This is a genomic window from Pseudomonas sp. 20P_3.2_Bac5, assembly GCF_025466035.1.
In the GTDB taxonomy this organism is placed as follows: domain Bacteria; phylum Pseudomonadota; class Gammaproteobacteria; order Pseudomonadales; family Pseudomonadaceae; genus Aquipseudomonas.
This window is the reverse complement of record NZ_JANLOA010000076.1, coordinates 1-14,030: the sequence shown is the minus strand read 5'-3', so window position 1 is coordinate 14,030 and position 14,030 is coordinate 1. Positions and strand designations below refer to the sequence as shown.

The following is a 14,030-nucleotide window of genomic DNA, read 5'->3' as shown; positions in this document are numbered from 1 at the left end:
GTTCCATATGTGGAATACCCGGTTTTTTTTTTATCCATGTAAACACACCGGGGGCGCTAATTGAGGCCCCCCCCCCTACTGCATCAGTTGCTCTGATTCGACGTGCACGACGCTGCCCGGGCCGACGAACGGCTAATGCTGGGCAGCTTTTGTGTCGTACTCAGGCTCGTCCGGTGGGCCTGAAAGGTGCTGCAAGAACGCTGTTTCCGACGATTTCACACGCCGGTATCAGCGGGAGAGACACAAGGGCTGGGCCTTGCATCGAGAATTCATGGTTCGACGAGCGGTTGTTCATGAAGCTTCACGGCATTGATCTAGCGGTAACTGCTACCTAATGTAAAAATGTACGGCCTCAAGAGCCATGCACAGCGCGCACTAATCGTCACTGCACTGTACAGGCCGTCAATGCAATACAGCGCATGCGCGGCCGGCGTTACGCTCACTCGAAGGCACTGCTTCCCCATGTTCGAACTACGCCCCGATGCCTCGCCCCCGTTGGTCAACCAGATCATCAACGGGTTGCGCGAAGCGATCGAGAACCAGACTCTCAAGCCCGGCGCCAAGGTGCCATCGATCCGCGCCTTCGCCGCGAAATATTCGGTGAGCACCTTCACCGTGGTCGAAGCCTATGACCGCCTGGTGGCCCAGGGGCTGCTGGTCAGCCGCGGCACCGCCGGCTTCTTCGTCAACCGCACCGCCGGCGACCTGCTCGATCCCCAGGCCAGCGAACCGGACCCGGCCAAGCCGGCGTTCAACTCCGAGTGGTACCTGCAACAGATCTTCGAAAGCCGGCAACTGGCGTTCAAGCCGGGTTGCGGCTGGCTGCCCAACGACTGGATGTTCGAGGACGGCCTGCGCCGCGGCCTGCGCCAGGTCGCCAGCAGCGTCATGGAACTGAGCGGCTACGGCGACCCCATGGGCCTGGCCGAACTGCGCACCCTCACCGCGCAAAACCTGCAACAGGACCTGCGCATCGTCGTGCCGCCCAACCAGTTGATGCTCACCCACGGCGCCAGCCAGGCGCTGGACCTGGCGGTGCGCACGCTGGTCAAGCCCGGCGACGTGGTGCTGGTGGACGATCCCGGCTACCCGAACCTGATGAGCATCCTGCGCTTCCAAGGCGCGACCCTGCTCGGCGTGCCGCGCACGCCCAACGGTTACGACCTGGAGCACCTGGAGGGGCTGCTCGACCATCATCGCCCGACGGTGTTCTTCACCCAGCCGCACCTGCACAGCCCGACCTGCTCGCGAACCCCGCTGGTGCAGTTGCACCGCCTGCTGCAACTGGCGACCCAGCACGGCTTCCTCCTGGTGGAAAACAACCTCTACGCCGACATGATCGAAGAGCCGCAGCCGTGCCTGACTACCCTTGATCACCTGCAGCAGGTGGTCTACGTCGGCAGCTACTCGAAAAGCATCTCGCCCAACGTGCGGGTCGGCTACATGCTGGCCAACCCGGAACTGATGCAGCGCCTGGTGCAACTGAAAATGCGTTCCGGGCTGACCACCTCCCAGGTGATGGAACGGGTGGTTTACGCCGCCATCACCGACGGCCGCTGGCGCAAGCATCTCAAGCGCCTGCGCCAGCGCCTGGCCGAAGCGCATCAGGAAGTGGGCCGGCAACTGGCGCGGCTGGGTTTCGAACGGTTCATCGAATCGGACGAAGGCATGTACATCTGGACCCGCCACCCGGCCATCGCCGACAGCGCCGCGCTGGTGGACGACGCCCTCGACCAGGGCATCATGCTCGGCCCTGGCCAGTTGTTCCTGGTGGACTCCCAGGCCACCGGCTGGATGCGCTTCAACGTCGCCTTCAGCACCGACCCGGCATTGTGGGAGCAACTGGAGAAGTTGCTGGTCAAACATATTCGCGGGGCGAAAGAGCGGTGATGGGTGGCGTGCGCTTGCCTTGACCCACCGGCGATCCCATGACATTTGCGCCAGTTCCCGGCCGCAGGGGCGGAAAAAGGTCGAATGGTCGCCGCGCCACGACTGGCGCTAGCATCGGTCAACCAAAAAGAAAGACAGAGGCCGGTCATGACAAGCACGAATTTCAAGGATCATTTCTCCAGCGGCTCGGCCGGCTACGCGGCCTACCGACCGGGCTACCCGCTGGAACTGATCGACGAACTGACCAGCATCAGCCCCGGCACCGGCCGGGCGCTGGATTGCGGTTGCGGCACCGGGCAACTGTCGGTGCTGCTGGCCGAGCGCTTCGACGAGGTGCTGGCCACCGACGCCAGCGCCGCGCAGATCGCCGCCGCTGAACCCCGCGAAGGGGTGATCTACCGCACCGCCCAGGCCGAAGACAGCGGCCTGGCGGAAAACAGCGTCGACCTGATCACCGTCGCCCAGGCCGCCCACTGGCTGGACCTCGACCTTTTCTACGCCGAGGCCCGGCGCATCGCCCGGCCACAAGCGGCCATCGCCCTGATCACCTACGGCGTACTGCACCTGGAAGGCGAGCTGGACCGTCACCTGCAGCAGTTCTACTACCACGACATCGCCAGCTACTGGCCGCCCGAGCGGCGCCATGTGGAAACCGGCTACCGCGACCTGCCCTTCCCCTTCACGGCAATCGAGGTGCCGCCGCAAGTCATCGAGATGCAGTGGACCCTGGCGCAGTTGATCGGCTACCTGAACACCTGGTCGGCAGTGAAGGCCGCGCAAAAAGCCCTCGGCGCCAACCCAGTGGACACCCTGGCGCAACACCTCGCCGAAGAATGGGGCGACCCGGCCACCCGCCGCCGGATCACCTGGCCGCTGACCATCCGCGCCGGGCGCCTTCGTGACTGAAACCGGGGGGCGGGCGGCCGTTGGCAAATCTTCCGGCCACGGAACCATTTGCATAGCCGAATGATCCGAGTCACATTCGCCGCCAATAGTGGCACGGCGCCAAACAATTCCCCTTCGGCAGTGCTACTGTCGAATACCGGTAGCGTGGGTAAACCGGACCTCTTTCTCAGGAGCAATCACGAACATGGCAGCATTCAGCACCAGTACGCTCGACGCGATCAAATCCCAACGCAGTCAATTGCTGAGCGAATGGACCAAGGGCCTGGAAGCCAGCGGCTCGACCCGCAACCTCAAGGAGCACGATCTGCAACAGCAGACCTCGGAGTTCCTGCAACTGGTGACCAGCGGGCTGGAGAACAACAGCGGCACCAATATCAATGTCCCGGGCTGGGAAGAAACCCGTCAGTTCCTCGAAAAACTCTCCCATAGCCGCGCCCTGCTCGGCCATGACTCGCACCAGACCGCCAACTTCATTTTCTCCCTCAAGGGCCCGCTGTTCGGCCTGCTGCAAAGCCACTACCGTGACGATCCGGCGCAACTGGCCGAACAGCTCTGGGAAATCTCCGAGCTGCTCGACGCCTTCGGCATGCACACCATCCGCACCTTCCAGAAGTCCCGCGAGTCGGTGATCAAGCGCCAGCAGGAAGAACTGCTGGAACTGTCCACCCCAGTGGTCAAGCTGTGGGACGGCGTACTGGCGCTGCCGATGATCGGCACCCTCGACTCGCAACGCACCCAGGTGGTGATGGAGTCGCTGCTGCAACGCATCGTCGATACCGGCGCCGAAATCGCCATCATCGACATCACCGGCGTACCCACCGTCGACACCCTGGTCGCCCAGCACCTGCTCAAGACCGTCACCGCGATCCGCCTGATGGGTGCCGACTGCATCATCAGCGGCGTGCGTCCGCAGATCGCCCAGACCATCGTCCACCTGGGCCTGGACCTGCAAGGCGTGGTGACCAAGGCCAACCTGGCTGACGCCCTGAAACTCGCGCTGACCCGCCTGGGCATCAGCATCGTCAAGCCGGTCTGAACCCATGGAGCGCATTCCAATTCTGCAAATGGGCGAGTTCCTGCTGGTGACCATCCAGGTCGACATGCATGACCAACTCGCCATGACCCTCCAGGACGACCTGTCCGAGCGCATCAGCCGCACGTCCGCCAAGGGCGTGCTGATCGATATTTCCGCGCTGGACATGGTCGATTCCTTTATCGGCCGGATGATCGGCACCATTTCCGGCCTGTCGAGCATCATGGATGCCCGCACGGTGCTGGTGGGCATGCAGCCCGCGGTGGCGATCACCCTGGTTGAACTTGGCATGACCCTGCCCGGCGTCAGCACGGCGCTGAACGTCGAGCGGGGCATGCGCCTGCTCCAGGAACGAGTAGCCCGACAATGATCGTGCGCAGCAGCGGCACCCAACCGATCCGCCTGGAACAGGATGTAGTGCTGGCACGCCAGACCGCGCGCAAGGTCGCCGCCGAGTGCGGCATGCGCCTGATCGACCAGACCAAACTGGTCACCGCGGTCAGCGAGCTGGCCCGTAACACCATGGTCTACGGCGGCGGCGGCGATATGGAATGGCAGGTGCTGGAAGACGGGCCGCGCGTGGGCCTGCGCCTCAAGTTCAGCGACAACGGCCCCGGCATTCCCGATATCCGCCTGGCCATGACTGACGGCTGGACCTCCGGCAGCGGCCTGGGCCTGGGCCTGTCGGGTGCCAAGCGGCTGGTGGAAGAGTTCGAACTGGACACCGCGCCCGGCGAGGGCACCCGCATAACGATCACCCGATGGACGTGACTATCGCAGGTGCGCTGACTCAGGTCCTGCTCATCGAAGACGTCAGCCAGATCGGCTACGCCCGCCGTACCACGCAAAAGCTCGCCGAACAGCTCGGCTTCAACGAAGGCGATGCCGGGCGGGTGGCGCTGGTTACCACGGAACTGGCGAGCAACCTGCTCAAGCACGCCGCACGGGGCGAGCTGCACGTGCAGACGGTGCCCGGTAAAACCGGCGTCGGCGTGGAAATCTTGGCGATCGATCGCGCCGGCGGTTTCGACCGCGAGGCCTGCCTGACCGACGGTTTCTCCACCCGGGGCACCCAGGGCATCGGCCTGGGCGCGATAGCGCGCCAGGCGGAAGTCTTCGACATGTACGCCGACGACCGTGGCGCGGTGCTGCTGACGCGCTTCTATGCCGGCGGCCAGCGCAACGCCGACCTGCGTTTCGGCGCCAGCCAGCACTCGCTGCACAACGACCCGGCCTGCGGCGACTGCTGGCAACTGGTGCTGTCGAGCAACGGCATCAGCGCGCTGGTGGTGGATGGCCTGGGCCATGGCGAAGAAGCCGAACGCGCCGCCCTGGCCGGCCGCAAGGTGTTCGCGAGCATGCCCTTCGCCGCGCCCCAGGACCTGTTTCAGGACATGCACCAGGCGATGATCGGCAGCCGCGGCGGCGCGGTGGCGGTGGCGCAGTTCAACGCCAACAGCGACAGCCTGCGCTTCACCGGCATCGGCAATATCGGCGCCAACCTGATCGGCCCGGAAAAACTCCGCGGCCTGACCTCGCACCCCGGCATCGTCGGCGTGCAATACCGGAAAGCCCAGCCCTTTGACTATGCTCACGTGAACGGAAATCTATTGATCATGTACAGCGATGGCCTGCAGTCCCGATGGAACCTGCGCGACTATCCCGGCCTGGTGCATCGCCATCCGGCGGTGATCGCCGCCGTCCTGCACCGCGACTTCTGCCGTGGCCGCGACGACGCCACGGTACTGGTCGTCGCCCTGGAGGCTACTCATGGCTGACCTGTCCACCCTCAGCGAAGAACAGCGCGCGCTGTTCCAGCGCCTGGAAAACGAGACCGAGGCGCTGCGTGCCGAACTGGAAGAAACCAACCAGGGCGTCCTCGCGCTGTACTCGGAACTCGACACCCAGGCCGAACAACTGCGCCAGGCCTCGGACCTGAAAAGCCGCTTCCTGTCCTACATGAGCCACGAATTCCGCACCCCGCTGGGTTCGATCCTGAGCATCACCAGCCTGCTCGCCGACGAACTGGACGGCCCGCTGAGCCCCGAACAGCACAAGCAGGTGGCCTTCGTCAGCAACGCCACCCGCGAGCTGAGCGACATGGTCGACGACCTGCTCGACCTGGCCAAGATCGAGGCCGGGCGCATCACCATCTCCCCCGGCTGGTTCGACATGCTCGACCTGTTCGCCGCCCTGCGCGGCATGTTCCGCCCGATCATCAACACCGCCGAAGTGGCGCTGATCTTCGAGGAACCGCTGGGCTTGCCACGGCTTTACACCGACGACAAGAAGCTCGCGCAGATCCTGCGCAACTTCATTTCCAACTCGCTGAAGTTCACCACCAGCGGCGAAGTACGCGTCTCGGCCAGCCTGGAAAGCCCGGACAAGGTGCGTTTCGCCGTGAGCGACACCGGCATCGGTATCGCCCCGGAACTGCACAACGCGCTGTTCGAAGACTTCTCCCAGGTCGACTCGCCGTTGCAGAAACGCCTGCGTGGCACCGGCCTCGGCCTGTCGCTGTGCAAGCGCTTCGCCGCCTTGCTCGGTGGCGAAGTCGGGGTGCAGAGCGAGCCCGGCATGGGCTCGACCTTTTTCGTCATCATTCCGCTGGCCGTGGCCATGGAGTCTGTCGATGAAACGTGACATCCGCCTGTTGATCGTCGACGACAACGTCGCCACCCGCTACGCCCTGCGCCGACGCCTGGACCGCCACGGCTACGAGGTCCTCGAAGCGGGCACCGGCGGCGAAGGCCTGGCCCTGATCGAGCGCGAGCGACCCGATGCGCTGATCCTCGACGTCAACCTGCCGGACATGAGCGGCTTCGATATCGTCCGTAAACTCCGTGCCGACCCGCTCACCGCCCTGCTACCGGTGATCCACGTCTCCGCAGCTTCAATCCAGACCGGCGACATCATCACCGGCCTCGACGCCGGGGCCGACGCCTACCTGATCCACCCCGTGGACCCGGACGTGCTGCTGGCGACCCTGCGCACCCTGCTGCGGGTTCGCGACACCGAACACGCACTGCGCGAGAGCGAGGCGCGCTTTCGCGAGATCTTCACCAACGTCACGGCGCCCATCGCTGTGCTCGACGCCAACCTGACCGTCCACGAATGCAACCACGCCTTCGCCCGGCTGCTGCCGAACAACGGCGACCCGGACGCCCTGCACGACTGCCTGGAAGATAACCCGTCGGCCACGATCGGCGAGTTGCGCCTGCGTCTGGCCGACGGCGAGCGCTGGAAAGGCACGCTGAACATGTGGGTCAGGGGTGAACGACGGGAAACCGAGTGGCAGATTTCACCCTACCGCACGCCGGGCTCCAGCCTGGTGTTCGTCGAGGACGTCACCGAGCACCGCCACCGCGAACGCTCGCACCGGGCGCAACTGGACGACGCCAACACCCAACTGGCGAAAGAGGTCGCCGAGCGCGCCCGTACCGAGGCACAACTGCTGCAGGTGCAGAAAATGGACGCCCTCGGCAAGCTCACCGGCGGTATCGCCCACGACTTCAACAACCTGCTTACCGGGATCATCACCAGCCTGGAGCTGATCCGTAAACAGACCAGCGGGCAGCCGGCGGGCAAGCTCCAGATCTATGCCGACGCCGCGCTCAACTCCGCCACCAGCGCCGCCTCGCTGACCCACCGCCTGCTGGCCTTCGCCCGCCAGCAGCCGCTGGACACCCGTCCGGTGGACATCAACGAGCACGTGCGCTCGCTGGAAGAACTGCTGATCCGCACCATCGGCGAACGCATCGCCCTCAAGCTGGAACTGACCGATCAACCGGCGACCGCGCTGGTCGACCCGGTGCAGTTGGAAAGCGCGGTGCTGAACCTTGTGATCAACGCCCGCGATGCCCTGCCCCAGGGCGGCACTATCTGGGTCACCACGCAAAGCGCCACCGCCCTCGGCAACCCCAAGCTGCAGGACGGCGCGTACGTTTCGCTGTCGGTGCGCGATGACGGCATCGGCATCGACCACAGCGTGATCGACAAGGTCTTCGAACCTTTCTTTACCACCAAGCCGCTGGGCCAGGGCACTGGCCTCGGGCTGTCGACCATCTACGGCTTCGCCCGCCAGTCCGGCGGCGACGCCTACATCCGCAGCGTGATCGGCCGGGGCACGGAAGTGACCATGATCCTCCCGGCCAGCAGCGCTCCGTCGCTGCCCAGCGTGGTGCCGGACAGCGTCAACCCGCAGGGGCATGGTGAACACTTGCTGATCGTCGAAGACATGCCGGCGGTGCGGATGTTCGTCAGTGAAGTGCTGCTGGATGCCGGCTACCGCTGCACGGCGGTGGAAAGCATCGAACTGGCGCTGGAGAACCTGCAGAACGATCCGTCCATCGAGTTGCTGCTGACCGATGTCGGCCTGCCGCGCATGAGCGGCCGTGAACTGGCCGATGTCGCCCGGGGCTGGCGGCCGACGCTGCCGATCCTGTTCATGACCGGGTACGCCCAGAGCGCGCTCAACCGCCAGGCGTTCCTGGCACCGGGCATGGACATGCTGTTCAAACCGTTCCAGATCGGCGAGTTGTTGGACAAGGTGCGGCGGGCGCTGGATGGCGGCGGCGCGGTGCCGGTTGCCTGACGCGGAAATCTGGGGTTTGGGTGTTGGTGCAAAATGGGCGAAATCTGAAGCGACCCCGTCCTTGTGGGCGCTGGCTTGCCAGCGCCCGCCCCTCGCGAGCAAGCTCGCTCCTACACAAAAGAAAGCGATGCCGATCCGGTAGGAGCGAGCTTGCTCGCGAAGGACCCAATAGTGCGACAACCACCTTAATTTCGAAGATGCGCCCCGGAACCCCACAAAAAACCAAAATAATTGCGCCGGGCATGGACATGCGGGTCAAACCGTTCCAGATCAGCGAGTTGCTGGACAAGGTGCGGCGGGCAAGCTCGCTCCTACACAAAAGAAAGCGATACCGATCCGGTAGGAGCGAGCTTGCTCGCGAAGGGCCCAATAGTGCGACAACCACCTTAATTTCGAAGACGCGCCCCGGAACCCCACAAAAAAACCAAAATAATTGCGCCCCCCCGAAGCCACCACCGCCTCCCGCGAAAAGCGATATCAAAACGCCTCCCCCAACCTCCTCAACAATGCCCCGCAGCCCACGAAAATAGCCGGACCCAGCCTGACCAATCAGTCATAAAACGCAGTTTCGCCCCGTGCCACCGGGGCTTTTCCTGCGTGGACTAAGTATTGATCCACACTGGAAAGCGCTGAAACATTCATTTGCAGATTCACCATCCCCCAACTATGTTTCTGACACCTTGGCGCTCACAAGGACCCAGTGAGCCGCCTGAATTCAACTCAGGGAAGAACCCACCATGGCGACTCGCGATGTAGTCCGGGCTGTGCGTCACGCCCTTTTCACCCTTGCTGCCGTACTTGCCCCGATCGGGCTCGCGTCAGCGCAGGCTTATACCGACAAGGCACCGCCGCCGCTGTCCAATGAGGTGAAAGCCGACCTCAAAGCCCTCGACGCCGAACTCAAGCCAGGCATCCCTCACCGCCTCAATCTGGCCAACCCGCTGCACTATCGCGTTGCCCTCGAAACCCTCAAGCGTGCCGGCAAAACCCCGGAACGCTCGCCGCACCTGTTCAAGACCCTCGCCGCCGGCCACGAAGCCGGTGTCGCGGCGCTGAAGAAATCCGGTGGCCAGCCCGCCAAGGCCGTGGCCTTGAGCGACGAAGTCAGCGAAGGCCCAGAAAACCTCAACTTCATCGCCACCTTCTCCCAGGACAACACCGCGCCACAGAGCAAGGCGCTGACCGACAGCCAGCCGGGCTATCAGGCCACCGGTATCTCGTCGGTGGTCGACGGCACGGTCAGCACCACGATCATCATGGAGCTGTTCGAAGTCGAAACCGGCAACGTCTACGCCAACGTCTCGAAATCCCAGTATGGCGAAGGCACGGACTTTCGCCTGGACGTCCAGGGCCAGGTCCCCAGCGCCGACGGCAACCCGACCACCAAAGCCCAGGCGATGTTCTATTACTTCCCGAAAAATGCCGCACCCAATGACCCACCGGTGATGCTCATCCAGTCCTACCAGGACACCGTCAACCCCACCGCCGCCTGCATGAACCAGCCCAACTACTGCGTGCGCGACAACAACGGCAACTGCACCGGCAGCTACCAGACCACGTGCACCAACACCAAGGACAACACCCAGCAGATCAAGCTGTGCTGGGCACGCGGCAGCCAGCAGGAATGCGATTACTGGAACTCCACCGCGCACCCGACCGACTTCGTCTTCCCGTTGTCGGGTTCGGCGACCTTCGCCAATACCCCGCTGAACCCGGCGACCGGGGTGATCACCATCTCCATCCAGAACCCCACGGGCGGTGGCTGCCAGGTCTACTACCAGCAAGGCAGCGTGCTTGAGTCGCAATACTGGAGCACCAGTGGCCAGACCGTTACCTGGAACTATCCGGCGACGGCCTTCCCCAACACCGGCAACTGCATCAACTACTACGACGGCACCGCCGCTTATCTGTGGGTCACCGGCTACGTGGCACTAAACGGTGCCCCTGGCCAGCAACCACCGTTCGGCACCCTGAACTTCAACAGTGACCGCGCCAACATCGGCCAGCCCGGCGTCAACATCATCCCGCCGCTGTACATCATGCAGGGCTGCCTGGCCGAAGGAACGCCCATCACCCTCGCCGACGGCAGCCAGCGCGCGGTGGAAGCCTTCACCGGCAAGGGCGACGAAACGGTCAAGAGCGCCGACGGCAAGACCAGCCAGGTCTTCGGCACCACCAAGGGCGGCGAAATCCACCCGATGATCCGGGTCAAGACCAACGGCGGGCAGAACGTCCTTGTAACACGCACTCACCCGATGATCCTCGCCAACGGCATGCCGGTGCAGGCCCGTTCCCTGCGGGTTGGCGATGTACTGCTGACCGTCGACGGCAGCGCCGCGGTGACCTCCCTGACCCAGGAAAACTACACCGGCAAGGTGCATAACCTGCTGACCCAGCGTTACCCCAACCCCGGCACCTACTACGCCGGCGGCCTGCTCACCGGCGACGCCAACATGCAGCAATCGCTGGCCTCCGTGCAGTCCCGCGTGCCGATGCGCAGCCCCGCCGAAATCCGCGCCAGCCTGCCCAAGGAATGGCTGCAGGACTTCGATAACGACCAGTAAGGCACTGCGGGCAGCGCCCTCGCGCTGCCCGCGGTCACCCGTCCTTTCGCACTCATTTCCCTGCCCTTTTTCCGGAGGCGCCCATGGCCGTCCACGAAAATGCGTTGAACAACGCCAACGACCCGAGCATCGTTTCCGCCGTCTATGACGGCAACAGCGTGCGGGTCATCTGGCAACCCTCGGCGGACACCGGGGTAACCGGCTACGTGATCCAGCTGGCCTACCTCGGGGCCGGCGAAGCGGTGTTGACGCACCAAAGCGCGGTCATCGCGGGCCGCACCAGCAACCTCGGCAGCCTGACATTGACCGAGCCGCTGAACACTGACGTCAGCTACCAGGTGGTGGTCCAGGCGCAGTGGGATGACACGCCGGGGCAAAACAGCGCCCCGCTGATCCTGCCTACCGCCCGCCCGACCCTGCTGTCGGCGCAGTATGACGGCCATGCCCTGCGGCTGAGCTGGGAACCCTCGCCACAGGCGGGCGCCGGTTATCAGGTCGTGGTGTTTTCCAACAACATCGGCACCACCTACACGGCCAACGTCGCCGGTACGCAGAGCACCTCGGCGGTAATCGACAACGCGCAACTCGGCGGTGGCCTGGGCGACGACTCGCAATGGGTGGTGTGCGTCGCCGCCGTGGGCGAAAGCAGTGCCTCGGCGCGCTCCAACCAGGCGCAGTTCCCGCCGACCTCGATGATCCGGCCGGTCCTGAAGAAAACCAGCCTGTACCGCAACGGCAACCATATCGTCGCCAATTGGGAAGGCCTGGCCGCCAGCGGCATCAGCGGCTACCGCCTGGCCGCGACCGGGTTCGCCAGCGGCGTCAGCTACAGCGTCGACATCCCCGGCGCCACGGTCAGCAACGGCATCCTGGCGCTGCCCGCCGCCCTGCCCGAGAGCGAAACCTTCCAGCTCACGGTCACCGCGCTGACCGCCAGCGGCGCCGGCCTGGTCAGCCCGCTGGTGCCGATCGTCTCGACCCGGCCGCTGATCACCGCCGCCAACTACAGCGGCAGCGCCCTGAACCTGAACTGGTCGATGACCAGCAACCCGGCGGTCACCGGGTTCACCGTGCAGGCACTGTCGCTATCCAGCGGCCAGAGTTTTTCCAACACGGTCAACAATCCCGGCGCCACCTCGGCCAGCATCACCCTTGCTACGCCGCTGGACGGCACGCAGAACTGGGTCGCGCAGATCATCGCCAACAACAATGGCGGTATCGGTGCCGAAGGCGAATGGCTGCCGCTGGTCACCGGCACGGCCGCCCTCACCGCGCTCGCGGTGTCCGCCGACGGCGCCAGCCTGGATGTCACCTGGCAGGCGCCGGTCTCGGTGGTCGCACCGGACAGCACCGCCGTCACCCTGCTGCTCGACGGCGTGGCTGCCAGCAGCGTCAGTGTCAACGGCAACACCGCCCGCGTGGCCATACCGGTGCAGGTCACCAGCGGCACACCTGCGGTGGTCAGTGTCGGGTTGACCCCGGCCAGAGGTCCGGCACGCAACACCTCGACCCCCGCGACGGCGGCCCCGCTGGCGGTGCCGGCAATCGGCGGCTGGCTGGTCGACGCCGTCAGCGGCAGCGGCACCTTGAGCTGGGCCGCGCTGAGTGGCATCACCGGCTACCGCCTGCGCCTGCCCAACGGCCAGTCACTGGATGTCAGCAGCACCAGCACCGTCTTGAGCGCCAGCCAGTTGGCCAGCGCCGGCACACCGTCATGGGTGACGGTGCGTACCGCGTGCGTGGTCAACGGCGTCACCCTGCTCGGCCCGGCCAGCGCGCCCTTCGCCCTGGCCAACACGCCGGTGAGCGGCCTCGCCGTAAGCTACGACGGCGCCACCCTGAGCGCGCGCTGGAATGCCGTGCCGGATGGCCAGACCTACAAGGTCTCGGTGCTCAAGACCGTCGCCGGCAGCACCTCGGTCGACCAGGCGTTCACCTCGACGGCGGGCGTGCTCGAACAACGCTGGGCCTATGTCCCGAGCAACCCGGCAGCGACGCTGAGCGTGGTCGCGCAGGCCAACCAGCCGGTCGCCGGCATCGACAATATCGGCCCAGCCAGCCAGGCCACGGCGCTTTACAGCAGCGCGTTCATTCCGTCGGCACAAAGTGCCTCCACCGCCTTCCCTTACCTGATCCCGGCCCAGGCGCTGGCCACCGCCCTCGCCGGCACCGCGCCCACTGCGCCGCTGACCCTGTACCTGCCGCAGATCGCTAAGACCGGCAGCCTCAGCGGCCTGCCGATCAGCCAGGGGCCGTTCACCCTGGCGGCGGCCAGCGGCACCACCTACCCCTACAGCCTGGCGATTGCCTCCAGCGGTACCGACTCACCGTGGACCTTCGGCACTGAGCCGATTCGCGCGCCGCTGCTGCTGGCCTACGTCGCCTTCCTGAAAGCACTGGAAAGCGCCGGCGCCGCGCCGTGGGGCATCCTCGCCTTGCAGGATGCGCTGGCGCGGGTGATGCCGCAGACCTTCGAGGAATCCCTGTATTACGGCTTTGGCCTGTCGTTCCCCTCAGCCGATACCGCCGCCACCCTCGGCTCGGTGGACCTGCGCCCGGGCATGATCCTGCGGGTCGCCGCCAGCCCGTACCAAGCCATCTCGCAATCGTCGTCGGCGCTGCGCTGGAGCAACGGCTACGTCGCCGGTCCCGCGGTGGACTACGAGGTCAATCAGTTCATCGACAGCTCGGGCAACATCACCACCGGCTGGGACTCGTTCATCGGCCAACTGGTGGGCGGCGGCGCGCTGTCGGTGTCTCCGCCGCCGTCCCATGACACCACCCAGCAGATGGGTGGCGTGGCCGATGCGGCGGACCTGTATTTCCCGGCCTTTATCAGGCCCTTCTACCGCCTGTTCTCGCCGACGGCCCTGGACGGCGCCAGCGACCCCGCGCCCACCGACACCCCGAGCAACTTCACCCTCGCCGCAGCCGAGAGTTTTACCGCGCTCTCCAGCGCCAGCAATGTCCCGGGCGGGACGGTGCCGGTCGCCTATTTCCGTGGCCGCGCGGTGCCGCGCGCCTGCCTGCGGGTGACCCTCGA

The 14,030-nt window shown here is 65.3% G+C and carries 10 protein-coding genes; all 10 read left to right on the top strand.

Annotation, left to right across the window (positions count from 1 at the left end):
• Window positions 1-462 precede the first annotated feature (462 nt).
• Window positions 463-1,890, top strand: a complete 1,428-nt coding sequence (locus NTD88_RS14440) for a PLP-dependent aminotransferase family protein (protein WP_262154123.1) — start codon at window positions 463-465, stop codon at window positions 1,888-1,890.
• 147 nt (window positions 1,891-2,037) lie between these two features.
• On the top strand, window positions 2,038-2,796 hold the full coding sequence (locus tag NTD88_RS14435; protein WP_095159631.1) for a class I SAM-dependent methyltransferase: 759 nt from the start codon (window positions 2,038-2,040) through the stop codon (window positions 2,794-2,796).
• A gap of 184 nt (window positions 2,797-2,980) precedes the next feature.
• Window positions 2,981-3,832: an STAS domain-containing protein gene (locus NTD88_RS14430; protein WP_095159630.1), complete on the top strand. Its 852-nt coding sequence runs from the start codon at window positions 2,981-2,983 to the stop codon at window positions 3,830-3,832.
• 4 nt (window positions 3,833-3,836) lie between these two features.
• Window positions 3,837-4,199, top strand: coding sequence for an STAS domain-containing protein (locus tag NTD88_RS14425; protein ID WP_095159629.1), 363 nt, complete (start codon window positions 3,837-3,839; stop codon window positions 4,197-4,199).
• Window positions 4,196-4,600, top strand: a complete 405-nt coding sequence (locus tag NTD88_RS14420; RefSeq protein ID WP_095159628.1) for an anti-sigma regulatory factor — start codon at window positions 4,196-4,198, stop codon at window positions 4,598-4,600. The genes NTD88_RS14425 and NTD88_RS14420 overlap by 4 nt, the downstream gene beginning before the upstream one ends.
• On the top strand, window positions 4,591-5,607 hold the full coding sequence (locus tag NTD88_RS14415; protein ID WP_410017279.1) for an ATP-binding protein: 1,017 nt from the start codon (window positions 4,591-4,593) through the stop codon (window positions 5,605-5,607). Before NTD88_RS14420 ends, NTD88_RS14415 begins: the two co-directional genes overlap by 10 nt.
• Complete coding sequence (locus NTD88_RS14410; RefSeq protein WP_095159627.1) at window positions 5,600-6,472, top strand: sensor histidine kinase; 873 nt, start codon at window positions 5,600-5,602, stop codon at window positions 6,470-6,472. The genes NTD88_RS14415 and NTD88_RS14410 overlap by 8 nt, the downstream gene beginning before the upstream one ends.
• On the top strand, window positions 6,462-8,423 hold the full coding sequence (locus tag NTD88_RS14405) for a response regulator (RefSeq protein WP_262154124.1): 1,962 nt from the start codon (window positions 6,462-6,464) through the stop codon (window positions 8,421-8,423). Before NTD88_RS14410 ends, NTD88_RS14405 begins: the two co-directional genes overlap by 11 nt.
• A 737-nt stretch (window positions 8,424-9,160) precedes the next feature.
• Window positions 9,161-10,987: a Hint domain-containing protein gene (locus tag NTD88_RS14400; protein WP_262154966.1), complete on the top strand. Its 1,827-nt coding sequence runs from the start codon at window positions 9,161-9,163 to the stop codon at window positions 10,985-10,987.
• Window positions 10,988-11,070: 83 nt separating this feature from the next.
• A partial coding sequence (locus NTD88_RS14395; RefSeq protein ID WP_262154965.1) for a hypothetical protein occupies window positions 11,071-14,030 on the top strand: 2,960 nt, incomplete at its 3' end.